21 protein-coding genes are annotated in these 22,631 nt (G+C 67.5%); 9 read left to right on the forward strand and 12 right to left on the reverse strand.

Annotation, left to right across the window (positions count from 1 at the left end):
• Positions 1 to 63: 63 nt before the first annotated feature.
• Positions 64 to 567, reverse strand: a complete 504-nt coding sequence (locus GQE99_RS04355) for a type III secretion system chaperone family protein (RefSeq protein ID WP_161350360.1) — start codon at positions 565 to 567, stop codon at positions 64 to 66.
• A gap of 279 nt (positions 568 to 846) precedes the next feature.
• Entirely contained in the window at positions 847 to 2,448 is a 1,602-nt protein-coding gene (locus GQE99_RS04360; protein WP_161350361.1) for a GMC family oxidoreductase, read from the reverse strand.
• Between the two features lie 98 nt (positions 2,449 to 2,546).
• Between GQE99_RS04360 and GQE99_RS04365 the strand changes: the two genes are divergently transcribed.
• Together GQE99_RS04365 and GQE99_RS04370 are read left to right on the forward strand one after the other, a co-directional pair.
• Entirely contained in the window at positions 2,547 to 3,320 is a 774-nt protein-coding gene (locus GQE99_RS04365) for a LytTR family DNA-binding domain-containing protein (RefSeq protein WP_161350362.1), read from the forward strand.
• Positions 3,321 to 3,372: 52 nt separating this feature from the next.
• A complete protein-coding gene (locus GQE99_RS04370; protein ID WP_161350363.1) occupies positions 3,373 to 4,383 on the forward strand; it encodes an LLM class flavin-dependent oxidoreductase in 1,011 nt (336 codons plus the stop codon).
• Here GQE99_RS04370 and GQE99_RS04375 read toward each other — a convergent pair.
• Positions 4,380 to 4,793: an acyl-CoA thioesterase gene (locus tag GQE99_RS04375; RefSeq protein ID WP_161350364.1), complete on the reverse strand. Its 414-nt coding sequence runs from the start codon at positions 4,791 to 4,793 to the stop codon at positions 4,380 to 4,382. The two genes, GQE99_RS04370 and GQE99_RS04375, sit on opposite strands and share 4 nt — an antisense overlap.
• Positions 4,794 to 4,951: 158 nt before the next feature.
• Here GQE99_RS04375 and GQE99_RS04380 point away from each other — a divergent pair, with 158 nt between their 5' ends.
• The 6 genes from GQE99_RS04380 to GQE99_RS04405 all read left to right on the forward strand — a co-directional run bounded on the left by GQE99_RS04380 (position 4,952) and on the right by GQE99_RS04405 (position 13,299).
• Positions 4,952 to 6,754 (forward strand): glycosyltransferase family protein, encoded by a 1,803-nt coding sequence (locus tag GQE99_RS04380; protein ID WP_161350365.1) that lies wholly within the window; start codon positions 4,952 to 4,954, stop codon positions 6,752 to 6,754.
• Between the two features lie 102 nt (positions 6,755 to 6,856).
• The gene (locus tag GQE99_RS04385) at positions 6,857 to 9,073 is read left to right on the forward strand and encodes an efflux RND transporter permease subunit (RefSeq protein ID WP_161350366.1); all 2,217 of its coding nucleotides are present in this window, start codon (positions 6,857 to 6,859) and stop codon (positions 9,071 to 9,073) included.
• Between the two features lie 2 nt (positions 9,074 to 9,075).
• On the forward strand, positions 9,076 to 9,582 hold the full coding sequence (locus tag GQE99_RS04390; protein WP_161350367.1) for a hypothetical protein: 507 nt from the start codon (positions 9,076 to 9,078) through the stop codon (positions 9,580 to 9,582).
• Between the two features lie 90 nt (positions 9,583 to 9,672).
• Entirely contained in the window at positions 9,673 to 10,821 is a 1,149-nt protein-coding gene (gene crtY / locus GQE99_RS04395; protein WP_161350368.1) for a lycopene beta-cyclase CrtY, read from the forward strand.
• A 19-nt stretch (positions 10,822 to 10,840) separates the two neighbouring features.
• Positions 10,841 to 12,343: a phytoene desaturase gene (locus GQE99_RS04400; protein ID WP_161350369.1), complete on the forward strand. Its 1,503-nt coding sequence runs from the start codon at positions 10,841 to 10,843 to the stop codon at positions 12,341 to 12,343.
• Positions 12,340 to 13,299: a phytoene/squalene synthase family protein gene (locus GQE99_RS04405; RefSeq protein WP_161350370.1), complete on the forward strand. Its 960-nt coding sequence runs from the start codon at positions 12,340 to 12,342 to the stop codon at positions 13,297 to 13,299. The genes GQE99_RS04400 and GQE99_RS04405 overlap by 4 nt, the downstream gene beginning before the upstream one ends.
• On the opposite strand, the gene GQE99_RS04410 is transcribed toward GQE99_RS04405, so the two are convergent.
• From GQE99_RS04410 to GQE99_RS04430, 5 genes are all read right to left on the reverse strand, one after another.
• A complete protein-coding gene (locus GQE99_RS04410) occupies positions 13,272 to 13,817 on the reverse strand; it encodes a sterol desaturase family protein (RefSeq protein ID WP_161350371.1) in 546 nt (181 codons plus the stop codon). The genes GQE99_RS04405 and GQE99_RS04410 overlap by 28 nt on opposite strands.
• A 236-nt stretch (positions 13,818 to 14,053) precedes the next feature.
• The gene (locus tag GQE99_RS04415; RefSeq protein ID WP_161350372.1) at positions 14,054 to 14,794 is read right to left on the reverse strand and encodes a sulfite exporter TauE/SafE family protein; all 741 of its coding nucleotides are present in this window, start codon (positions 14,792 to 14,794) and stop codon (positions 14,054 to 14,056) included.
• Positions 14,795 to 14,824: 30 nt separating this feature from the next.
• Complete coding sequence (locus tag GQE99_RS04420; RefSeq protein WP_161350373.1) at positions 14,825 to 15,481, reverse strand: dienelactone hydrolase family protein; 657 nt, start codon at positions 15,479 to 15,481, stop codon at positions 14,825 to 14,827.
• Positions 15,482 to 15,549: 68 nt separating this feature from the next.
• Positions 15,550 to 16,524, reverse strand: a complete 975-nt coding sequence (locus GQE99_RS04425) for a TAXI family TRAP transporter solute-binding subunit (RefSeq protein WP_161350374.1) — start codon at positions 16,522 to 16,524, stop codon at positions 15,550 to 15,552.
• A complete protein-coding gene (locus tag GQE99_RS04430) occupies positions 16,521 to 18,455 on the reverse strand; it encodes a TRAP transporter permease (RefSeq protein WP_161350375.1) in 1,935 nt (644 codons plus the stop codon). The genes GQE99_RS04425 and GQE99_RS04430 overlap by 4 nt, the downstream gene beginning before the upstream one ends.
• A 126-nt stretch (positions 18,456 to 18,581) precedes the next feature.
• Between GQE99_RS04430 and GQE99_RS04435 the strand changes: the two genes are divergently transcribed.
• A complete protein-coding gene (locus GQE99_RS04435; RefSeq protein WP_161350376.1) occupies positions 18,582 to 19,493 on the forward strand; it encodes a LysR family transcriptional regulator in 912 nt (303 codons plus the stop codon).
• Here the strand turns inward: GQE99_RS04435 and pip are convergent.
• Genes pip through pqqC form a run of 4 tightly spaced genes read right to left on the reverse strand, consistent with a single transcriptional unit; the run spans position 19,490 to position 22,601 of the window.
• Positions 19,490 to 20,422 carry a prolyl aminopeptidase gene (gene pip / locus GQE99_RS04440; protein ID WP_161350377.1) on the reverse strand — a complete coding sequence of 311 codons (933 nt, stop codon included), beginning with the start codon at positions 20,420 to 20,422 and terminating at the stop codon, positions 19,490 to 19,492. The genes GQE99_RS04435 and pip overlap by 4 nt on opposite strands.
• 9 nt (positions 20,423 to 20,431) lie before the next feature.
• Positions 20,432 to 21,586, reverse strand: a complete 1,155-nt coding sequence (gene pqqE, locus GQE99_RS04445) for a pyrroloquinoline quinone biosynthesis protein PqqE (protein WP_161350378.1) — start codon at positions 21,584 to 21,586, stop codon at positions 20,432 to 20,434.
• On the reverse strand, positions 21,583 to 21,897 hold the full coding sequence (pqqD, locus tag GQE99_RS04450) for a pyrroloquinoline quinone biosynthesis peptide chaperone PqqD (RefSeq protein ID WP_202530581.1): 315 nt from the start codon (positions 21,895 to 21,897) through the stop codon (positions 21,583 to 21,585). The genes pqqE and pqqD overlap by 4 nt, the downstream gene beginning before the upstream one ends.
• Positions 21,894 to 22,601 carry a pyrroloquinoline-quinone synthase PqqC gene (gene pqqC / locus GQE99_RS04455; protein ID WP_235917126.1) on the reverse strand — a complete coding sequence of 236 codons (708 nt, stop codon included), beginning with the start codon at positions 22,599 to 22,601 and terminating at the stop codon, positions 21,894 to 21,896. Before pqqC ends, pqqD begins: the two co-directional genes overlap by 4 nt.
• Positions 22,602 to 22,631: the final 30 nt, after the last annotated feature.

The raw sequence follows: 22,631 nt of genomic DNA on the forward strand, positions 1-22,631 counted from the left end.
CCCCGAAACGAAAACGAGGGGCCAAGGCCCCCCGCTTCCGTTCATTGGAGATGAAACTCGTGTTCAGGCGCGCCCGTAGGCCTCTGCCAGTGCCACCTGCATGGCGCTCTCGACGCTCTGGTCGCCCCAGTTGACCAGCTGGAAAGCCGGGTAGAAGCGTTCGCAGTTCTGCACCGACGCGGCGATCAGCCGACCCAGCTGCTCGGCCCCCGCCGTCAGCCCGCCGGCCAGGATCAGGCCGTAGCGGAACACCATCAGGCGCTGTTCGTGCCAGTAGGTGAAGGCGCCGTCCCAGATCATGTCGTTTGTGGCGTTGAGCGCCTCGAAGAGCTTGGGCAGCTTGTCTTCGGGCGGGTCCATTTCGAAGGTGCAGATCAGCCGGAGCGTTTCGTCATAGGGGCTCCAGGCCAGCGTGATCGAGTAGGTGCGCCACTGCCCCTCGACCGCCATCGCGATCTGGTCGTCGGCCACGCGGTCGAAATCCCAGGCGTGGTGCTCGGCAAGGGTTTCGACGATGTCTATGGGGTGAAGGTCTTCGGATTCGAAGTAATGCTCGGTCGCCGCCATTGGCTTGCCCCTTCTGCTCGGTGCAGCCTTTGCGGATGCAGAAACGCAAAGGCTTGTTGCCTGTACCGGGTGTGGCGTCTTGTGCGCCCGTCCCTACTAGATATCGTGTGATATTCATTGACTCCTGTAAAGGAGAAAGTCGTAATTCCGGTTTTTCGCAGCGAATCGAGTCGCTTGAGGACTCGCGACTTGCACTATTCATACATTTTTCCCGCATTTTCCGGGTTTTAGGGTCTCGGAAACGGGCCGATGAAGGGGCAGATGCTGTGCTGCGGAATGTTACCCGGCGCGGATCATGTCGGCGGCCTTCTCGGCGATCATCACGGTCGGCGAGGCGGTGTTTCCCGACGTGATGGTCGGCATCACACCCGCATCCACGACCCGCAGCCCGTCCATGCCGTGCACCTTCAGGTCCGGACCCACGACCGCCATCGGGTCGGTTCCCATCTTGGTGGTGCCCACCGGGTGGAAGATGGTCGAGGCGATGTCGCCCACCGCCCGCAACAGGTCCGCGTCCGTGGCGCAATCGGGACCGGGGAGGAATTCCGCGGGCTCGTAACGCGCCATCGCGGGCATCTTCATCATCGCCCGCGCCTGCTGCACGGCCTTGACCGCCACCAGCTTGTCCTTCTCGGCGGAGAGATAGTTCAACCGGATGTCGGGCTGTTCGCCGGGGTCGGTGGAGCGCAGGTGCGACGTGCCGCGGCTTTCGGGCCGCAGGTTGCAGACGGACACGGTGATGCCGGGGAACGGGTGGAGCGGATCGCCCAGCTTGTCGGTGGTGAGCGGCTGGACGTGGTATTCCAGGTCCGGGGTCGCCACGCTGTCGTCCGAGCGCGTGAAGATACCAAGCTGCGAGGGCGCCATCGCCAGCGGTCCTGATCGCATCAACGCGTATTCCAGCCCGATGCGTGCCTTTCCGAAGAGCGAATTGGTGAGCTGGTTGAGTGTCTTCGCCCCGGTCACGCGGTAGGCGGTGCGGATCTGCAAGTGGTCCTGGAGGTTCTTGCCGACACCGGGCAGGGCATGGGCCACGTCGATGCCGAACCCGCCCAGCACATCGGGGTCGCCGATCCCGGAAAGCTCCATCAGCTTCGGCGAATTGAGCGATCCGGCGGCCAGCAGCACCTCGCGCTCGGCGCGCGCCTCGAAGGGGGTGCCGTTCACGGACCAGGCGACGCCGGCGGCCCGGCGCCCGTCGAGGATCAGCCGCTCGGCCAGTGCGCCTGTGACCACGCGCAGGTTCCCCCGCTTCTCGGCCGGGCGCAGGAATCCCTTGGCGGTCGACCAGCGCACCCCGTTGTGCTGGTTCACGTCGAAGAAGCCGACGCCCTCGTTGATCCCGTCGTTGAAGTCCGGCGAAAACGGGATGCCGAACTGGATCGCGGCTTCCTGTACCGCCTCCAGAACCTCCCATTTCAGGCGCTGCTTCTGCACCTTCCAGGCGCCGCCGGTCCCGTGCAGGTCGCTGTCGCCGCCGTGGTAATCCTCGCTCTTGAGGAAATAGGGGAGCACGTCGTCCCACCCCCAGCCGGTATTGCCCAACTGGCGCCAGTGATCGTAGTCGGCCGATTGGCCGCGCATGTAGATCATGCCGTTGATCGAGCTGCACCCGCCCACCACCTTCCCGCGCGGGTAGGCGAGGCTGCGGCCGTTCAGCCCGGGCTCTTGCGCCGTCTTCATCATCCAGTCGGTGCGCGGGTTGCCCATCGTGTAGAGGTATCCGACCGGCACGTGGATCCACGGGTAGGTGTCGCGCCCCCCGGCCTCGAGCAGCAGTACGCGTGTCGCAGGATCTTCGGTCAGCCGGTTGGCCAGAACGCAGCCGGCCGTGCCCGCGCCCACGATGATGTAATCCCAGGTGCCGTCGATCCCTGCCATGCCCGCCTCCTCCGGATCCGCGCGCCGGCCCGGAAAAACCGGGCGTCGCGCACCATGATCATTTGCCTGCCCCGAAGTGATCGTCTAATTCAAGAGCCATGAGGGTGGAGATCGGGCGGAAAGTTGCGGTGGTGCTGGTCCTGTTGGTCGTGGCGACGGTCAATGGACCGGTCGGCACGTTCGACAGCATGACGCTTCTGGAGCGGTTCATCTACTGGGGTCTGCTGCTGCCCGTCGTCTCGACCCTGATGATCGTGGGCATCCACTACGCGAACGACGGGCCGCACCTGCGCCGCCTTCATCCGCTCCTGCGCATCACGATCGGGGCGGTGGTCGCGGGCCTGCCGTCGGCGCTTTGGGTGATGACGCTCGGCGCGACGCTGCGCGGGTTCGAGTTCACGGCCTACGGCGTCGGGTTCCGGTGGGTCATCGCCACGATCATGGGCATGGGCATCGGTGTGATCGAGGCCTACGTGCGCCCGCGCGATATCGAACGCCACATGCGCGAAAGGCTCGCCGACGCGACGCCGGAGCCGGCCCCCGAACCCGTGCGGGAAGACCCGCTCTTCATCCGCAACCTGTCGCCGGACCTGGGGCGCGAGATCATCTCGATCTCGACGCGCGACCATTACCTCGACGTCGTCACGGCCGAGGGCAAGGACCGCATCCTCAAACGCATGTCCGACGCGGTGGCCGAGCTGAACGGCCTGCCCGGTCTGCAAATCCACCGCTCCCACTGGGTCGCGTTGGACGCCGTTGAACGGCTTGAGCGCGAGGGTCGCAAGGCGCGCGTGGTGCTCAAGAACGGCGCGACGCTTCCCGTGAGCCGTCCCAACATTCCCGCTCTCGCCGAGGCGCTGGAAAAGCGCTGACCCCTCGACATGGGACCCGCACGTGCCTAGGTCGGGCGGGAAAGGACGCGTCATGACACCCTACTCCATTCTCGATCTTGCCGCCGTGCCCGAAGGCTCGAACCCGGCCGATGCGATCGCAAATTCCGTCGACCTCGCCCAGCATGCCGAGCGGTGGGGCTACACCCGCTACTGGTTCGCCGAGCATCACAATTCCACCGGCATCGCCTCCGCCGCGACCTCGATCCTGATCGGGCATGTCACCGGCCAGACGGAGACGATCCGCGTCGGTGCGGGCGGCATCATGCTGCCCAACCACGCGCCCCTGATGGTGGCCGAGCAGTTCGGAACGCTGGCGACGCTCTACCCGGACCGGATCGACCTTGGCCTGGGCCGCGCGCCGGGCACCGACATGGCCACCGCGCGGGCGCTCCGCCGGATCATGAGCCAGGCGGACACCTTCCCCGAGGACGTGGTCGAGCTGATGAACTATTTCGAGCCGATCACGCCGGAGACCCGGATCAAGGCGATCCCGGGCGCGGGCACCCGCGTGCCGGTCTGGATGCTTGGCTCGTCGCTCTTCGGGGCGCAACTGGCCGCGCACCTTGGACTGCCCTATGCCTTCGCGTCGCATTTCGCGCCCGATGCGCTGGACGATGCCCTCCATGTCTATCGCTCGAGCTTCAAGCCGGGCCGGACCGAGGCGCCGCACTTCATGCTCGCCGTCAATGTCTTTGCCGCGGACACGAATGACGAGGCGCACCGGCTGCGCACCTCCATGCAGCAGGCCTTCCTGAACCTGCGCACCGGCAAGCCCGGCCCGCTGCCGCGCCCGGTCGACGACCTGTCCACGGTCGCATCGGCCGATCAGCTGGCGATGGTGAACCATGCGCTGCGCGTGAGCGTGGTAGGCGGCCCGAAAGAGGTCGAGGCCCAGTTCGAGCGGCTCATCGAAGCGTATCGTCCCGACGAGCTCATCCTGACCGGCATGATCCACGATCACGCCGCGCGCAGGCGGTCGTTCGAGATTGCGGCGGACCTCCTGTCCTCGCGCGCCGGGACGGCGGCGAGCGGCGCCGCCTAGAGCGCGTCGATCATCTCGCGCAGGGGGGCGACGGGCAGGGCGGTCATCCGCCCGTCCCGCTCCCCGAAGACCCCGCGGGTCTCGATCCCCTCGACCAGAATGCGCGTGCCGATCCGTCCCGTATAGGGCAGGGTGAGGCTGCGCCCGCTCCAGCGCGGCGCGCCCATCTCAAGCACGAAGCGATCGCCATCCGTGCCCGGTGAGCGGAAATCCGCATCGACATGCATCAACCCGATGCCCCGTGCCCCGAGTTGCGCGCACAGCCCCGCATGGCCGCCCAGCCGGTCGAGCAGGAAGGTGTGGAAGCAGCGGTCGAACCACCTGAAATAATTGGGATAGAACACGATCCCGGCCGCGTCGCAGTGGCCGAAGCTGATCTGGATCTCGATCGAATGGAGCGGTGTGGTCATCGGTCTGGTCCCCGGAAATTGCCGGCGGACCTGACGATATGGCGCGCAATTTGGCAACCGCTTTTCGGTCGCCGGCCGTTCGGTTGCGCTCGTGCGATTTAGGATGCCATATGCTGCGGGAGCGAAAAAGCGGGTGGCCGATGCGGCGAGAGACCGAAATGACAGGCGAAACCGTCCCCGACCCGGCCCTCGAGGCCGACCTGCGCACCATCCAGCCTTTGATCCTGCCCGGCGGCATCGGCGGCGCGGACGAACGGCTGTTCCTGCGCCTGTCGGGGGGCGCCACGGTCAAGGCCGAGGCGGGCGAGATCGCCCTGCCGTCGGGCGCGCGCGCGACCACCGACACGTTCTCCAACGTGTTCCCCGCTGGCAAGTGGATCGACCAATGCGCGCTTTCGTCGCTCTATCTCGACATGCGCGGCGAAGGCACCGTCGCGCTGCGTGTCACCAGCGTCGATGAGCATGGCACGCGGAGCGTTCTGGTCGAGCGGGAAGTGCATCTCGCCGAGGGCGCGAGTGTCCAGGTGGACATTCCGCTCGAGCCCGTGTCGCGCCCCGTCGGTCTGCTCTACTGCGAGATCATGGCGCAGGACGGCCCCGCGCGCCTTTGGGCGCTCGATTGGGCCACGCATGACGCCCCGCGCCGGATGCCCACGATCCTCGCCGCCATGACCACGTTCGACCAGACCGAGGCGGCGCTGAATTCCGCCGAACGGTTCGAGGCCTTCGTGGAGCGTTCGCCGCTCAAGGGGTTGGTGAAGCTCCTGGTCGTGGACAACTCGAGCACGCTCGACCCGTTCGACCTGGCCCATGCCTCGGTCGTGCAGAGCGCGAACCTGGGCGGCTCCGGCGGTTTCTCTCGCGGTCTGCTGGAGGCCCGCGACCGCGGCTTCACGCATTGTATCTTCATGGATGACGACGCGCAGATCGACATGGCCATGCTCACGCGCGTCTGGGCGTTTCTTGCCTATGCGCGGGATCCGGGAACCGCGGTGTGTGGCGGCCTGATGCAAGGGCGTGCCGACCAGGTGATCTGGGAAAACGGGGCGATCTTCAAACGCGTCTGCCTGCCCGTATCCCGTGGTCTGGACGTCGCCGATTTCGACGACGTCATCCAGGCGGAGTACGACTCCTACCTGACGGAAACGCCGAGCTTCTACGGCGGCTGGTGGTTCTTCGCCTTTCCGACCGGCGATCTCGAACACTTTCCGTTCCCGTTCTTCGTGCGTGGCGACGACATCAGCTTCTCGCTGATGAACCGCTTCAACTTCGTCACCCTGCCGGGGGTCGTCTGCCAGCAGGACGTCGACTTCTTCGACAAGGAATCGCCGCGTGCACTCTACCTCGATGTTCGAAACCACATGGTGCAGCATCTGACCGCGCCCCAGCTGCTCGGGACCCGCGGACAGCTTTTCTGGATCATGCAGTTCTTCTTCTTTCGCAGCTTCTTCATGTTCGGCTACGACAGCATCCACGCCATCGCTCTCGCCATGCGCGACGTGGTCACGGGACCAGAGCGTTTCCGGGATGCCGAGACCACGCTGGCCCGGTTCAAGGAGATCGGGGGTTTCACCGAGGACGAGAAATGGGTGGACGAGGTGCCCCCGGCACGCAACGAGCGTGAATTGCCGAAGCTTGTACAGTACGCGCTGATCGCCACGCTGAACGGTCACCTGGTCCCGTTCTACGGCGCCTTCGCGCGCCACGCCGTGCTCGATGCCAAGCGGCGGGGGGCCACGCAGTACGCGATCGGGGCGAGCCGCGTGACCCTTGCCGCGACCGGCGGTGAGCGCTCCATGCACCTGAAGATGAACCGCCGCAAAGCGCTCTCTTCGGCCTTCGCCTTCTGGAGGGAAGCGGCCCGGCTGCTCATCCGTCACAAGGCAGTGTCGAAGAAATGGGAAGAGGGGTATCCGCGGCTGGCCTCGGAAGCGTACTGGCGCGACAAGCACGGTATGTGATCCTTGCGTGCATGAGGCCGGGGCCGATATGAGTGTCGCGATCGGCTCGGCAGGTGACATGCACAGGACAACGCCCCTTTCCCAGCACCGGACAAGGCCCTGATGAGGCGACCCACGTCTTTCGCCCGGGCGCAGGTGCGCGTTCTCGGGGCGATCCGGCGGCGCCTGGCGTGGTTCTGGCTTGTGCTCGCCGCGCTGGTCCTCGTGGCGGCCACCGGCATTCCGCGCGTTACCTTCGACACCGCCCTCATTCGCTTCTTCGAAGGCGATGTGGCGGCCTTTCGCACCTATGACGACGTGACCAACCGGTTCGAGGGGGACGCCAACGACGTGGTGGTCCTGCTCGAGGCCGGGTCCCTGGCCGACCCGGCCGCGCTCGAGGCGGTGTCGAGCTTCCTTCTGGAAGCGCAGTTCATCGACGGTGTGCGCGCGGTCTGGTCGCCGCTCTCCTTCGAGATCACCGGGCCGGAGGGCGTGCGAGAGCCTCTCGTCCCGTTCCCGATCCCGGACGCCGAAACGATGTCCGCGCGTATCGACGCGGTGCGGGCCGAGACCCCGGCGCTGCGCCGCCTCATGTCCGAAGGCAAGGACGCGATGCTCGCGGTGCTGCCGATCACCGGGAACGAGGCGGGGCAGGAGGCCACGCTCAAGGCCCTCACCGACCTGGCCGCGCGCGTGTCGGGCGATGCGGTGTCGGTCCGTGTCGCAGGCTACCCGGCACTTCGGGCGCGGGTGTCCGAGGGGCTGATGACGGACGTGATCGCGCTCAACCTCGCCGGTGCGCTGATCGGGTTCGCCGTGGCAGCGCTGGCGTTGCGCAGCGTACGGCTGGGGCTTCTGACGCTTCCGGGGCCGCTGATCGCGCTCATGCTGTCCATCGGCCTCTTCGGGCATGCGGGTCTGGCGATCACGACCGTGACGCTGACGCTGCCCGTGCTGGCGATGATCCTTGCCACCATCGACTCCATCCACATCCTGTTCGAACGGCTCCACCAGGGCGCACGCACGCCCCGCGCCGCGGCGCTGCGCGCGGTGCGGCGGATGGCTCCGGCCTGCCTGGCGGCGACCGTGACGACGGCCTTGGCCTTCGCGGTCTTCGCGGCGTCGCCCGTCGAAGTGATCGCCGAACTGGGGCGTATGGGGGCGGTCATCCTGGTCGTGAGCACGCTCACCGTCATGCTGACCCAGAGCCTCGTCCTGTCGGTGGCGGGCGCGCGTCCCTCGATCCGGACAGCCTTCGCGCGTCTGAACGCCCGTCCGCCGCGGGGTGGCCCTTTCGCCCGCTTGCCGCGGCTGGCGCTGGCGCGCCCCCGGCTGGTGACGCTGGGCGCGCTGGGCCTTCTCGTCCTTGGCGCCGGGCTCTACGGGCAAGCGGGGCCGCGGTATTCACCGCTGGACAGTCTCGGTCCGGCCGACCCTTTGCGCGCCACGTTCGAGCGGATCGAAACGGCGGTCGCGCCCATCTCGATGATGCAGGTCGCGGTGACAGATGCCACGCCCGAGGTGCTGGCCGAGGTCGAGCGCACCATCGCCGAGGCGTCCGGAAGCGCGTTGGTGCAATCCATCGCCTCCATCACGGGCGAGGCGGCGGATGCTCGCGACACCCTGCCCGAGGCGATCCTTGCGCGGCTCGTCTCGGCGGATGAAAGCCGCGCCCTCGTCACCCTGCCGTTCCACTACGACAGCGGGGCGGGGGCGATTGCGCTGGCCGACAATATCGACGCGGCCTTGGCCGGGAACCCGGCGCTCGCGGCCGTCGAAATCAGTCCCGTCACGGGGCTTCCCGTGATGGCGGCCCGCGTCGTGGGCGGGGTGCTGTCCGATCTTCAGACCGGGCTTCTCATCGCGGTCGCGGCGGTCGGTGGGCTCATCGCGCTCTGGGCGCGCTCCGTCGTCGTGGCGCTGGTCGCGCTGGTGCCCAACGTCCTGCCGGTGGCCCTGATCGGCGGCGGGCTCGCGCTGTCGGGGCAGGGGATCGGGTTGGCCGGAGGCCTCGCCCTGACCGTGGCCTTCGGGGTCGCGGTCGACGATACGCTCCACGTGCTCAACCGCATCCGGCTGGGCGGCGGGTTCCGGGGACTGGATCGCCCGCGGCTCGGGGCCGCGATGTCGGAGGCGACACCGGCGCTGGTGACCACCTCTGCGCTCCTGGTGCTGGGCTTCGGCGGGTCCGCCTTCGCCGCGACGCAGGAAGTCGCGGCCTTCGGGGCCACCGCCACCGGCATATTCGTGCTCGCGCTCCTCTCGGACCTCCTGGTGCTGCCCGCCGTGGTTGCTTTCCTCGGGCCGCGTTTCTACCGTGCTTCCCCGAAAGGATAGTCATGATCCCCGCACGCATCGCCTTCGCCGCACTTCTTGTCGCCACGGCTCACCCCGCGGCAGCGATCGACCTTTTCACGGCCCAGGGCGGCTGGACCGGGACCGGAAGTCTCGCGACTTCGGTCGAGCGGCGGATGCAGCCCGCCCGGTGCCAGGTGGACGTGAAACCCACTGACGCGGGCGGAGACGTGAGCGTGACCGGCAAGTGTGCCGTGGCCGTCGGTGCGTCCAACATCTCGTTCCGGCTGGTCAGGGGCGACGGGCGCGCCGTGCGCGGTGCGATGTGGTCCGAGGCCACCGACGAGATCCTGCAACTGGCCGGCGCGCGTACCGAGACCGGCGTCGACATGACCGCGACCGAGCCGTGGGTGGTCGATGGCGTCGACTACGAGACGCGCGTCATCGTGCGCGAACCGGACGCGGGGAGCTTCAAGATCCAGCAACTGGCCCGCATGGAAGGCGAAAAGGCGTGGCGGGTGATCGTCGACATGACGTATCGTCAGCCATGACGCGGCGTCCGCGCCGGCACGCGCGATGCATCCGACCGGCCGCGGGGGCCGTAACGAGGACCGAAGATCAACGTGGCGACGGCGGAGCACATGACCGGGGAACATGACGCGCTTTTCGTGGGCGGCGGGCTTGCGAGCTGCCTGTGCGCCCTGCGGCTCTGCGCGGCCCGGCCGGGCATCCGCATCGCGATCATCGAAGCGGGCCCGGAAATCTGCGGCAACCATACGTGGTCGTTTCACGCCCCCGACGTGAGCCGCGACGCGTTCGACTGGCTCGCCCCGCTGGCCAGCCACCGCTGGGACAGCCAACAGGTCATCTTTCCTTCCTACACCCGCGCGCTCGACACGCCCTACCTTTCGCTGACGTCCGAGGGCCTGCGCGCCGCGGTCGAGGAGACACCGGGGATCGAGATCTTCGCCGGGCGCAAGGTCACGCAGATGACGCGGGACCGTGTGACGCTGGACGACGGCACGACGCTCGCAGCGCCCTGCATCTTCGACGGGCGGGGTTTCATGCCCAGCCCTGCCTCGGAGCTGGGGTTCCAGAAATTCCTGGGCCTCGAGGTGGAGCTCGCCGCGCCCCACGGGCTCGAGGCGCCGGTGATCATGGATGCGACCGTGCCGCAGCGCGACGGCTATTGCTTCATCTACCTGCTGCCCTTCGCCCCCGACCGGCTGTTGATCGAAGAGACCTATTATTCCGACGACCAGGACCTCGCCCCGCAACGGCTGGAGTCGAACATCCGCGGCTATGCCGAGGCGCGGGGCTGGGACATCCGGCGCGTGGTGCGCCGCGAGCAGGGGGTCCTGCCGATCGCGCTGTCGCTGGACGCCCCGGCCCTCTGGCGCGACATGGTCACGGACGCGGTGCCCATCGGCCTGCGCGCGCACCTGTTCCACCCGGTCACGGGCTACAGCCTGCCGGTGGCGGTGGCGACGGCCGAACGGATCGCGGCGCACGATGGTCCGCTCACGACTGCGGCGCTGCGTCGCGTGCTGGAGGACCAGGTGATCTCGTCGGGCCGGCACAACGTATTCTACAGGTTCCTGAACAGGATGCTCTTCCGCGCCGCGAAGCCGGAAAAACGTTTCCTCGTGATGGAGCGCTTCTACGGCCTCGGCGCGGGTCTGATCGAACGGTTCTATGCCGGACGGCTGACGCTCCGCGACAAGGCGCGCATACTGGCCGGCAAGCCGCCGGTCCCGATTACGAAAGCCCTGGGGTGTATTCGTGAATAGACACGTGAGTACGAACGACATGCAAGCGACCGGAAGCCGGGCCATCGTGATCGGCGCGGGGTTCGGCGGGCTCGCCCTGGCCATCCGCCTGCAGAGCGCCGGGATCTCCACCACGATCCTCGAGAAGCGCGACAAGCCGGGCGGGCGCGCCTATGTCTACGAGAAGGACGGGTTCACCTTCGACGGCGGCCCCACGGTGATCACCGATCCCGACGCCCTGCGCGAGCTCTGGGACCTGTCGGGCCGGTCGATCGACGATTACGTGACGCTGATGCCCGTTTCGCCATTCTACCAGTTGTGCTGGGAGGACGGGACGCGCTTCGATTACGTCAACGACCAGGATGAGCTCGCCCGCCAGATCGAGGCGCTCTCGCCCCGTGACGTGGCCGGATACGAGCGTTTCATGAAGTATTCCGAGGACGTCTACCGCGAAGGCTACCTCAAGCTCGGCACCGTGCCCTTCCTCGACTTCAAGAGCATGATGAAGGCGGCCCCCCAGCTGGTGCGCGTGGGCGCCTATCGCAGCGTCTACTCCAAGGTCGCCTCGTTCATCGAGAACGACTACCTGCGCCAGGCGTTCTCGTTCCACACGCTGCTGGTGGGCGGCAACCCGTTCGACACGTCGTCGATCTACGCTCTGATCCACGCGCTGGAGCGGCGCGGGGGCGTGTGGTGGGCCAAGGGCGGCACCGGCGCGCTGGTCAAAGGCATGGTCAAGCTGTTCGAGGACCTGGGCGGCACGATCCGCACCTCGGCGGAGGTCGAGCAGCTGATCACCGCGGGCGACCGGATCACCGGGGTCCGGGTCGCGGGCGAGGTGCTGGAGGCCGATCTCGTCGCCTCGAACGGGGACGTGGTGCACACCTACGACAAGCTCCTGGGCGGCACGCGGCGCGGCAAATCCTATGCGAAGGCGCTGAAACGCAAGCGCTTCTCCATGTCGCTCTTCGTCACCTACTTCGGGCTCAAGGGGAAGCCCGAGAACCTGCGCCACCACATGATCTTGTTCGGCAATCGCTACCGCGGGCTGATCGACGACATCTTCAAGACGGACAAGCTGTCCGATGATTTCTCGCTCTACCTGCATGCGCCGTCGGTGACCGATCCCACCCTCGCGCCGGAGGGGCACAGCACCTACTACGTGCTCTCCCCGGTCCCGCACCTTGGCACGGCCGACATCGACTGGGAGGCGGAGGCACCGCGCTACCGCGACCGGATCTTCGACTATCTCGAAAAGCACCACATCCCGGACCTGCGCAAGCGGCTCGTGACGTCGCACATGCTGACGCCGCACGGCTTCCGCGATGATCTGAATTCGCACCTCGGCTCGGCCTTCTCGGTGGAGCCGATCCTGACCCAGTCCGCGTGGTTCCGCCCGCACAACCGCGATGACGTCATCCGCAACCTCTACATCGTCGGGGCAGGCACGCATCCCGGCGCGGGCATCCCCGGCGTGGTCGGGTCGGCCAAGGCGACCGCCGGGCTGATGATCGAACACGCCCGCGCGGAGGCCCCGGCATGAGGGTCCATGCCGCAGACGCGACGGAGCTCGTCCAGTTCGGCGAGCAGTCCATCGCGCGCGGCTCGAAGAGCTTCGGCATGGCGGCGACCCTGTTCAAGCCGCAGGTGCGCGCCGACGTGGTGATGCTCTACGCCTGGTGCCGCCATGCCGACGACCTGATCGACGGGCAGGCCTTCGGCCATGACCAGGATCCCGCTTTCCGCAAGGGCCAGCACGGGCGGCTCGAGGATCTGAAGCGCCGCACCGCCGCCGTGCTGAACGGCGAACGCATCGGCGACCCGGCCTTCGACGGGCTCGGCGAAGTGGTGCGCGGCAACGACATTCCGCACCGGCTGCCCGAGGACCTGATCACCGGGTTCGAGATGGACGTGAGCGAGCGCGACTATCCCACGCTCACCGACACGCTGACCTATTGCTACCACGTGGCCGGGGATGTTGGCGTGATGATGGCGATGGTGATGGGCGCGCGGCGCGCGGACGTGCTCGACCGGGCCTGCGACCTGGGCATCGCGTTCCAGCTCACCAACATCGCGCGCGACGTGATGGACGACGCGCACGCGGGGCGCCGCTACGTGCCAGCCGATCTCCTGGCGCGCCGCGGCCTGACGCCCGATGATTACGACGCGCCGGAGAACCGTGCGACGCTCTTCGCCGTGGTCTGCGACATGCTGGACGAGGCGGACCGGTATTATGCCTCGGCCCAGTGGGGGCTGTCGGAGCTCGATTGGCGATCGGCCTGGGCCATCGCCTCGGCCGCGCGGGTCTACCGCGCTATCGGTGAGAAGCTGCGCCGGGGCGGGCCGGGGGCCTGGGAGCGGCGCATCGCCACCGGCCTCGGCGCCAAGGTCTGGCTCATCACGCTGGCTTTGGGGGACACGATCGGATCACGGTTCCGGAGCGTCGACGACGCGCCCGCGCGGCGTGGTCTCTACACGCGGCCGACGGTTCCGTCCTGATTGACCGCCGCGGCGTCCTCGGACTCGTACATCTCCAGAGCCATTCTTTCGCGGTTCTTCTTCAGGTCCGCCTTCAGCCGGTCGATCGGCGGCGCCCAGATGAAGCCGAAGGAGACGCAGCCGTCGCGCCCCTTCACGGCGTGATGCAGCCGGTGAGCCTGGTAGACGCGCTTGAGGTAGCCGTTCTTGGGCACGTATTTGAACGGCCAGCGGTGATGCACCAGCCCGTCGTGCGCCATGAAGTAGAGCGCGCCGTAGATCGTCACGCCGAGCGCGATCCAGAAGAGCCCCGCCCAGAGCCAGAGCGACAGCGCGAAGAGGAAGATCGCGGTGACCGAGCCGACGACGGCGTAGAGGTCGTTCTTCTCCAGCCCGCCCTCGTGGGGCACGTGGTGGCTTTCATGCCAGCCCCAGCCCCAGCCGTGCATGATGTACTTGTGCGACCACCACGCCACGAACTCCATCGCCGCCACTGTGGCGACGACGATCAGGATCGGCACGATCACGGCTTCGAACATCCTGTCAGTCTCCGTTCTTCCCGGCGCGTTTCTCGCAACCCTGTATGCGCCGGGTTGGCGGATTGCGCCACCCCGGCGGCTGACATCGGGATCAACCTTCCGCCATCGCCCGACAGGATATCATTGCGGCCGCGGGGAGCGCCATGCCCCAACGGCGGGCGAATTGGCGCACCCGGCGTGGTTTCGGTGAAGTATACGCATGCGCGGGGCGTCCGGATGAGGGCCGCGCGGCGGGATCAGAACAGCCCGCCGTAGATCAGGCGGACGGCCAGCACGAAGAGGATGAACAGGATCACCCATTCGAAAGCCTGCCGGGGCATCCGCGCGCCGATCCAGCTGCCGAGCGGCATCGACAGCAGAAGCGGGATCAGGGCGAGCCCGCTGTAGAGGAACCGCTCCGGGGTCATGATCCCGAAGGCCATCTGTGCGGGCAATTGCACGACGCCCAGGGCCACGAAGAAGAGCGACACCGTGCCCATGAAGTCCTCGCGCTCCAGCCGTAGCGCGCCGAGGAAGGTGAGCGACACCGGGGCGGACAGCCCTGTCGCCCCCTGGAGCGCGCCGGCGAGGATGCCGGCCGGTGCGGCGAGGAGCCGCCCGGTGTTCATCCTGAGCGTCCAGCCCGGTTTGAAGGCGCGAAAGAGGATGTAGGCGACCATGACGAAGCCGACGGTGAGCAGCAGAAGATCCGGCTTCCATCCGGCCAGCGCGATCGTGCCGAGCCCTGCGCCCACGCCGCCCGCGATCGCGAAGGTCGCCGCGAAGCGGGGCGCGGAAAGCTGTCTCCGGTAGGCCCAGGCCTGGATCACGTTGGGTACGATGTTGGGCAGCACGAAGACCGCGACCGCGAACTGCATGTCGCGCGTGAGCGCCATCAGCGGCACCGCCAGAAGCGGCGCACCCGCGCCGACCGCGCCCTTGAGCACGCCCCCCGCCGCGAAGGCGAGAACGATCAGGATAATGTCAGAAATGTCCAATGTGTCGTGCCTGCCCGTGCCCGTTCTCGATCAGCCGAGGTGCTTGGCGAAGAAGGCGAGCGTCCGTTCGTGGGCCAGCGCCGCGGCCTCCGGCACATAGCTCGGACGGGCATCGTTGGCAAACGCATGCCCTGCCTCGTACATGTGCATCTCCATCTCCGGGAGATACTCCTGCGCCTCGTCCAGCATCTCCTTGGGCGTATGGTCGTCCTTGGTGCCGAAATGCCCGAGGAGCGGCGCCTTGAGCGGACTGTCGAGGTATTGGGGCAGCCGCGTGCCGTAGAAGGCGACGGCGGCGTCGACGTCGAGCTTCTGGGCCGCGCGCAGCGCCAGCCCGCCGCCCCAGCAGAACCCCATCACGCCGACCTTGTGGCCCTTGGCCTTGAGCGCCTGCACGGCAGCATCCGTGTCCATCATGGTCTCTTCCAGGTCGGCCGCCAGCATCAGGTCGCGCCCCTTGGGCCCCTCGTCGAAGGGAATGACCGCGCCCGGCTGCTGTCGGTCGAAGAGCGCCGGGATCGCCACGTCGTAGCCCTGTGCCGCATACATCTGCGCGACGCCCTTGAGCTGGTCGGTGACGCCGAAGATTTCCTGCAGGATCACGATGCCGCCCTTGGCCGTGCCCTCGGCGGGCTGCATCCAGCAATCGAGTTGATGGCCGTCGGAGGCCGTGAGCTTCTCCATCATGGGAAATATCCTGAAATCTGGTGGGGGAAGGGGGGCGGCGCGGCCCAGGGGCCGCGCCGCCCGCGATATCATTCGCCGACGGGGATGCCCGCCTCTTCGTAGTAGCGCAGCGCGCCAGGGTGGTAGGGCGTCGCGTTCGCGGGCGCCATGTCCTGGGCATTCGCGCGGTTGAACGCCCCGAACGAGGCCGCGAGCGCCTCCTTGTTCTCGGCGATGGCCTTGGTCATGTCGTAGACGAGCTGCTCGTCCACGTCGCCGTTGCTCATCAGGATCCACGGGATCTGCATCAGGTTGGCGCCGTAGTTCTGGAGTCCGTTGATGTCGTCGTTCTGGCCCAGCGACACGATGTTGCCCGCCGGCAGGAATTCCTTGAACGCCGCCTCGCCTTCCTCGGAATCATCGAGCGAGATGTAGCACAGCCCGCCGCGGTCCTGCAGCTTGACCGCCGCCTGCTGCCCTGCGCCGGAGTTGAGGCTTACCAGCGCCACGTCGACCAGTTCGTCACCCAGCGCGTTGATCCCGGCGACGAAGCTCGCGACCGGCACCTTCTGGAAGTCGTCGTAGGTGAGACCGGCATTGGCCAGCCCGCCGCGGATGTAGAACGGGATGATCGTCGAGGACGTGTATTCCGACGCGATGCGCAGGTCGCCGGCCTGTTCCTTGAGGTCCGCCACGGTTTCGAGCCCCAGGTCGCAGGGCGCCATGATCGAGGTGGTCAGCGGGAACATCACGCCGACCATGCGGATGTTGGGATGCGCCCGGTCGTAGTTGCCGGTGCCTTCATAGGCATAGGCGACCTCGACCCCGTTGGAGAAGCCGAAGTCGACCTCGCCCGAGTTGACCAGCGGCAGGTAGCCCACCAGCGGCTGGGTGCGCGCGGTGATGCCCGCGTCGTTGGCGACCTTGGCCACGGCCTGGCCGGAGTTGTAGGCGAGCGATCCCTGCGCCCCGGTCGCGATCGTGACGACCTGCGCCACGGCGGCCCCGGCCGTCAGGGCGAGCGCGGCGGCCCCCGCGCCCAGCGTGCGTGTGATGATACTCATGATGTCTTCCTCCCTGTTGTCGTTTCGGTCTTGGGTGTGTTGCGCCGTCCCAGCGCGAAGGCCAGCAGCGCGAGCGCGACCAGCACCCCGGCGGCGGGGACGTGCAGAAGTTCGGATTTCGGCAGGAAGCCGAAGGGCATTGCGGCAAGGCCGAGCGCCACGACCGCGACGCGGATCCACAGCGCGAGGTCGCGGCCCCAGAAGCCCACGATCCCGGCGGTCACCGCCATGACGCCGATCCCGGCGAGCGCGGTGGCCGACAGCGCCTCGCCCCAGGTGCCGTCGAACAGGATCGCCGGCGTGGCCACGAACAGGAACGGGATCACGAAGGCCGCCCAGCCCACGCGCATCGCGGCGAGCCCGGTCTTCAACGGATCGTCCTTGGTGATCGTCGCGGCCGCGAAGGCGGCCAGTGCCACCGGGGGCGTGATCATGGACATCATGCCGAAGTAGAGGATGAACAGGTGGGCCGAGAGCTGGTTGATACCGGCCTCGACCAGCGAGGGCGCGACCAGTGCGGCGAGCAGCACGTACACGCCCGAGGTGGGCATCCCCATTCCCAGGATGATGCAGATCACCGCCGAGATCATCACGAGCAGCACGAGGTTCGATCCCACCGTGTCCACCAGCACGAGCGTGAGCGCAAAGCCCAAGCCAGTGATGTTGAGGATGCCGATCACGAACCCGGCCGCCGCGACCACGAGGATCAGGTCCACCATGCTGAGCCCTGTGTCCACGAAGACCCGGCCCAGTGTCCTGGGCGTCAGCCTCTCCCCCCGGTAGCCGCGCAGGAAGCCGACCGCGACGATGCCGACGGCGGCCAGGAGCGCGCTGTCCTCCGGGTCCCAGCGCCACCAGAAGAGCGCGACGAGGAGCAGCCCGAAGGGGACGGCGAAATGCCAACCTTCCTTCAGCACCTCGCCCACCGTGCGCATCTCGTCATCGGCCGCCGCGATCCGGTCGCGCCCGGCGATCAGGTCCACCTGGGTGAAGACGCTGAGGTAGTAGAGCGCCGCAGGGATCACCGCCGCGCCCGCCACGGTGAAGTAGGAGATGTCGAGGAACTCGGCCATCAGGAAGGCGGCGGCCCCCATGATCGGCGGGGTGAGCTGCCCACCGGTCGAGGCCACCGCCTCGATCGCGCCGGAATCGCGCTTGTTGTAGCCGCCGCGCTGCATGAGCGGGATGGTGACGACGCCGGTGGTCACGACGTTCGATACCGCGCTGCCCGAGATCGAGCCGAAGAGGGCCGAGCCGACGACCGAGATCTTGGCCGACCCGCCCCGCGCCCGGCCGGTCGCCGCCATCGCGAGGTCGGTGAAGAAGGTGCCGCCCCCGGCAGCGAACAGGAGCTGCCCGAAGAACACGAAAACGAGGACGATCATCGTCCCCACGGCGAGCGGGGTGGAAAAGACCGCGTTCGGGTCGAAGCCCACGTATTGCACCAGCCGGACCGGGCTCAGTTCCTTGCCGATCAGCCGCCCGGGCACCTGGTCGGCAAAGAGCGCGTAGACCAGGAAGATCGCGACGATGGTGAAGAGCATCCAGCCCGTACGCCGGCGTATGCCCTCCATCACCGCGAGCGTGATGACCGTGCCGACGACCGTGATCTGCCACGGTCGGTAGGGCTGTTCGCGCAGAAGCCAGACGTAGTCCGCAGCGCAGTAGAGCACGACGCCCAGAACGATGAGCGCGATGGCCCCGTCGACCCAGCCCGCCCGGTCTGACGGCGCGCCGGTATAGGTGAAGCGGATGAAGGTCAGGCCAAGCGCCAGCGCCAGCTGGAACGCCATGTATTGCTGGCTCAGAAGCGCAAAGCCCAGCCGTGTCGGCACCTCCAGGTTCCACAGGATACAGGCCACGACCATGAGTGTCGTCATGCCCGCCACCACCCAGCCAACCCTGGGTGGTGTGTCGTCCACTGCCGTCATTGCGTCCTCCCCCGCGCGCCCCCGGTGTGAGGGTGCCGGTTTTGTGATCAGACTATCCCCCTTGGCGCAATGTCGCAAATTTATGTTCTTTCTGTTATCCATTGACGGAATTGATGAAGGTGGCCCATGTCCGGTTTCGATCTCAATCTCCTGCCCGTCTTCAACATGCTGATGGAGGAGCGCAGCGTGACCGCCACGGGCGACCGGCTGGGGCGCACGCAATCGGCGATTTCAGCCGCCTTGAAGCGCCTGCGCGACACGTTCGAGGACCCGCTGTTCCTGCGCACGGCGCAAGGGCTGGAGCCGACGCGCAAGGCGCTCGCGCTTTACGAAAAGACCAGCCAGATCGCGGAATTGTCGCGCGAATGCACCCGGCTCGAGGCGACGTTCGATCCGCGCAGCGACCGGACGCACGTGGTGATCGGCGCGCCGGACCGGCTGAGCCTTCCGGTGATGCTGCCGTTCCTGCGCCATGTCCGGGACCGCGCGCCGGGCATCAGCATCGACTTGCGCACCGCCGACCGGGGGCGGGCGCTTGAGCTTGTGCTCTCCAAGGATCTCGACCTTGCCATAGGATCGTTCGACGACGTGCCCAAGGGCGTCGAAAGCGCCGCGGTGTTCGACGAGCCGCTGCTCGCCGTGTTCGCCCCGTCGCATCCACTCGCGTCCGGTTGCGGCCCCGTGCCGATCGAGGAACTCGTGCGCCACGAGCATCTCGTCGTCACATCGGGCGGGGTGCAGGGGGCCGTGTTCGACCGCGTGCTGAACGAGATGGGGATGCCGCGACAGCAACGCGTGTCGATCTCGAATTTCATCATCACGCCGGACCTGTTGCAGGACGGCGATCTCGTGGGCGTGTTCACCCGGCGCGTCGCGCAGGTGTTCCTCGACCGCCACGGGTTGCAGGCCCGCGAACTGCCCCCCGATATCCCGGCGGTGGCGCACAGCATGATCTGGCACAAGCGCATGGATGCGGACGCGGCGCACCGGTGGCTGCGCGAACAGTTGCAGGCGATCTGCCTCGCCCCCGTGCCCTAGAGCCGGTCGGCGATCTCCGACAATGCGTCGCGCACGGCGGCGAAGACCGACTTGTCGCCCATCGAATGCCCCGCGCCTTCAACCTCGCGGACCACTGCGCCCGGCCATGCGTCGGCGAGCGCGTGCGACGTTTCGGGCGGACACAGCAGGTCGAACCGGCCCTGCACGACCAGGCCGGGGATGTCGCCCAGGGCCCGCGCCCGGTCCCGCAGGTCGCCGTCGAGGAAGCAGTCGTTGCTGAAATAATGCGCTTCCATGTAGGGCGATGACGGGACCGGTCCGGTCGTCGCCTGCACCGCGCGCATGTCGAGCCGCGTGGCGGACGGGACCAGGGACGACAGCGCCCGCTCCGTGTCATGCCAGGCTCGCGCGGCGGGCAGGTGGACGGCGGGGTCGGGGTCGAGGATGCGCGCCCAGTATGCGTCGAGCGGCCGCGCGCGTTCCGTCTTCGGCAGCATCGACAGCCAATCCGCGTGGAGCGCCGGGTAGAAGGTCGGGAGATGCACCAGAAACGCGCGCTCGAGCTCGGCCCGCGTGCCGAGGAAGACCGCCCGGAGCACGAGCCCCCGCACCCGCTCCGGATGCGCCGTGGCATAGGCCAGCGCCAGCGTCGCGCCCCATGACCCGCCGACGACGAGCCAGCGGTCGATCCCGAACCGGTCGCGGATCGCTTCGACGTCGGAGACGAGATGGGCGGTCGTGTTGCCGTCGCGCCCGCCCTTGGGCGTGCTCAAGCCCGCCCCGCGCTGGTCGAAGGCGATCACGTGGAAGCGGTCGAGGTCGAAGACGCCAAGCTGGCTCTCCTGCACGCCGCTCCCGGGGCCGCCATGCAGGAAGACGGCCGGGATGCCGTCGGGGTTGCCCGTCGAACGCACGCAGAGCCTGTGCCCGTCCGAAACGGGCAGCATTTCATCGGTGAGCCATTTCATCCCCGGACGCTAGGCCTCCGGGGTGCCACCGGCAAGGTTGCGGTAGATGAAGCGCGTGTCGCCGGTGGCGGACTCGTCCTCGGCGGTCTTGAACACGGCCTCGTGGTGGGGCGAGAACGAGCAGGCCGGATCGGTGGCGGCCGCGTCGCCGGTGAGTGCGAAGGCCTGGCACCGGCAGCCGCCGAAATCTTCTTCCTTGAAGTCGCAGCTTCGGCACGGCTCCGGCATCCAGTCGGTGCCGCGATAGAGGTTGAGCGCGGGGGAGTGGTCCCAGATCCAGCCGAGCGCATGATCGCGCACGCTGTCGAACTCCAGCCCCGTGATCGTCTCGGCGGCATGGCAGGGCAGCACCTTGCCGGCAGGGGAGATGTTGAAGAACTGCCGGCCCCAGCCGCCCATGCAGGTCTTGGGGCGCACGGCGTAGTAATCCGGAACGACATAGTCGATGGCGAGCACGCCCTTGAGCCGCTCCTCTGCCTCGGCCACCACGCGGTTGCATTCCTCGATCTGGTCCATGGTCGGCATCAGCGCCGCCCGGTTCTTCAAGGCCCAGCCGTAATACTGCACGTTCGCCACCTCGATCCGGTGCGCGCCCATCTCGACCGCCATGTCGATCATGTCGGGGAGTTCGTGGAGGTTCTGGCGGTGCATCACGGCGTTCACGGTCAGCGGCAGACCGACCGCGCGGGTGTGGCGCGCGGCCTCGAGCTTCTTGGCGTGGCCGTTGCGATAGCCGCCCACGCGGTTCGCGAGCACGGGGTCGTTGGCCTGGAAGCTGATCTGCACATGGCACAGCCCGGCATCGGCCAGCGCCTCCAGCTTGTCTCGCGTCAGGGTGACGCCGGAGGTGATGAGGTTGGAATAGAGCCCCGCATCCGTGGCCGCCTGCACGAGCTCGACGATGTCCTTGCGCGCCATCGGCTCGCCGCCGGAGAAATGGACCTGGAGCACCCCGAGATCGGCCATTTCGTTGAGGACCCGCACCCATTCCTCGGTCGAGAGTTCCGCCTTGGGCTTGTCGAGTTCGACGGGGTTCGAGCAATAGGGGCATTGCAGCGGGCAGCGGTGCGTTACCTCGAGCAGCACCGCGACCGGCAGGCCGTGGGACGTGCCCTTGCCCGGCTCCAGCGTCGTCTGTCGCGTGGTTTCGGCGATGTCGCTCATGGTGCCTCCGTTCGGGTGAGAAAGCCTTTGTCGGCAAGGTCCTGCATCATGTCGATCACGTCTGCCTCGATCCGTTCGACCGGGGCGGCATAGGTTTCCGACAGTTCGACGGCGATGTCGTGCAGGGATTTCGCCCCGTCGCATTTCTCGAGCACCACGACCGCGATCGGGTCCGGCGTGAGCACGCGTTCCGGGGCGAGAAGCAGCCACATCTCGCGCGGCTTGTTGTAGCGAAGCTGGACATGACGGGGCAGGGCGAGCGCCATGTCGCCGGTCACGATCAGCCGCTGCGGTTGTCCGTCCGCGCTCATGTCAGTTCGTCCGGAACGAAGGCGCCGGGTGGCGGAAAGCCCGAGACATAGGCGTGGTAGAGCGCGTCGAGTTGAACCCAGAGCACTTGCGTCTTGAACAGTAGCGCATCGCAGACCGCCGCGCGCTCCTCGGGCGTGCGGGCATGTTCGCGCACGTAGTTGAGCGCGAATTCCGCGTCGCGCGGCGCCTGCGTCAGTCGGCGCTTGAAGTAGGTCATGATCTCGGGGCGGATGAAGTCGTAGTGCTGGAGCATGCCTTCGATGCGCTGCTCGTGCAGCGAGGGGGCGAAGAGTTCGGTCAGCGACGAGGCGATCGCCTCCAGCGGCGTGCGGTCGCGCACGAAGTGAACGTAGGCGTCGACCGCGAACCGGGTGGCGGGCAGGATGCCTTCGGTCGACTCGACATAGGCGCGGTCGATGCCCAGCCCTTCGGTCAGCTGCAGCCAGCGTTCGATGCCGCCTTCGCTTTCGGGCGCGCCGTCGTGGTCCTCGATCCGGTGGCGCCATTCCACGCGGGTCAGCCGGTCGTCGAACCGGGAGATGACGATGGCGTCCTTGATGGGGATCGAGCACTGGTAATAGTACCGGTTGATCGCCCACGCCTGCACCTGTCCCTTGTTCAGCTTGCCGCCGTGCAGCATGTCGTGGAACGGGTGGAGGTTGTGATAGCGCGTCTGGCCGATCAGGCGCAGGCGCTCTTCCATCTCTTCCGCACTCTCGAGCGGCGTCTTGGG

The sequence above is a fragment of the Maritimibacter harenae genome (assembly GCF_009882975.1).
Classification (GTDB): Bacteria; Pseudomonadota; Alphaproteobacteria; order Rhodobacterales; family Rhodobacteraceae; genus Maritimibacter; species Maritimibacter harenae.

Excerpts from the sequence above, each read along its gene's own strand:
- GQE99_RS04355 (WP_161350360.1), bottom strand. The coding sequence starts at position 567 with ATGGCGGCGACCGAGCATTACTTCGAATCCGAAGACCTTCACCCCATA.
- GQE99_RS04360 (WP_161350361.1), bottom strand. The coding sequence starts at position 2,448 with ATGGCAGGGATCGACGGCACCTGGGATTACATCATCGTGGGCGCGGGC.
- GQE99_RS04365 (WP_161350362.1), top strand. The coding sequence starts at position 2,547 with ATGAGGGTGGAGATCGGGCGGAAAGTTGCGGTGGTGCTGGTCCTGTTG.
- GQE99_RS04370 (WP_161350363.1), top strand. The coding sequence starts at position 3,373 with ATGACACCCTACTCCATTCTCGATCTTGCCGCCGTGCCCGAAGGCTCG.
- GQE99_RS04375 (WP_161350364.1), bottom strand. The coding sequence starts at position 4,793 with ATGACCACACCGCTCCATTCGATCGAGATCCAGATCAGCTTCGGCCAC.
- GQE99_RS04380 (WP_161350365.1), top strand. The coding sequence starts at position 4,952 with ATGACAGGCGAAACCGTCCCCGACCCGGCCCTCGAGGCCGACCTGCGC.
- GQE99_RS04385 (WP_161350366.1), top strand. The coding sequence starts at position 6,857 with ATGAGGCGACCCACGTCTTTCGCCCGGGCGCAGGTGCGCGTTCTCGGG.
- GQE99_RS04390 (WP_161350367.1), top strand. The coding sequence starts at position 9,076 with ATGATCCCCGCACGCATCGCCTTCGCCGCACTTCTTGTCGCCACGGCT.
- crtY (WP_161350368.1), top strand. The coding sequence starts at position 9,673 with ATGACCGGGGAACATGACGCGCTTTTCGTGGGCGGCGGGCTTGCGAGC.
- GQE99_RS04400 (WP_161350369.1), top strand. The coding sequence starts at position 10,841 with ATGCAAGCGACCGGAAGCCGGGCCATCGTGATCGGCGCGGGGTTCGGC.
- GQE99_RS04405 (WP_161350370.1), top strand. The coding sequence starts at position 12,340 with ATGAGGGTCCATGCCGCAGACGCGACGGAGCTCGTCCAGTTCGGCGAG.
- GQE99_RS04410 (WP_161350371.1), bottom strand. The coding sequence starts at position 13,817 with ATGTTCGAAGCCGTGATCGTGCCGATCCTGATCGTCGTCGCCACAGTG.
- GQE99_RS04420 (WP_161350373.1), bottom strand. The coding sequence starts at position 15,481 with ATGATGGAGAAGCTCACGGCCTCCGACGGCCATCAACTCGATTGCTGG.
- GQE99_RS04425 (WP_161350374.1), bottom strand. The coding sequence starts at position 16,524 with ATGAGTATCATCACACGCACGCTGGGCGCGGGGGCCGCCGCGCTCGCC.
- GQE99_RS04430 (WP_161350375.1), bottom strand. The coding sequence starts at position 18,455 with ATGACGGCAGTGGACGACACACCACCCAGGGTTGGCTGGGTGGTGGCG.
- GQE99_RS04435 (WP_161350376.1), top strand. The coding sequence starts at position 18,582 with ATGTCCGGTTTCGATCTCAATCTCCTGCCCGTCTTCAACATGCTGATG.
- pip (WP_161350377.1), bottom strand. The coding sequence starts at position 20,422 with ATGAAATGGCTCACCGATGAAATGCTGCCCGTTTCGGACGGGCACAGG.
- pqqE (WP_161350378.1), bottom strand. The coding sequence starts at position 21,586 with ATGAGCGACATCGCCGAAACCACGCGACAGACGACGCTGGAGCCGGGC.
- pqqD (WP_202530581.1), bottom strand. The coding sequence starts at position 21,897 with ATGAGCGCGGACGGACAACCGCAGCGGCTGATCGTGACCGGCGACATG.
- pqqC (WP_235917126.1), bottom strand. The coding sequence starts at position 22,601 with ATGGAAGAGCGCCTGCGCCTGATCGGCCAGACGCGCTATCACAACCTC.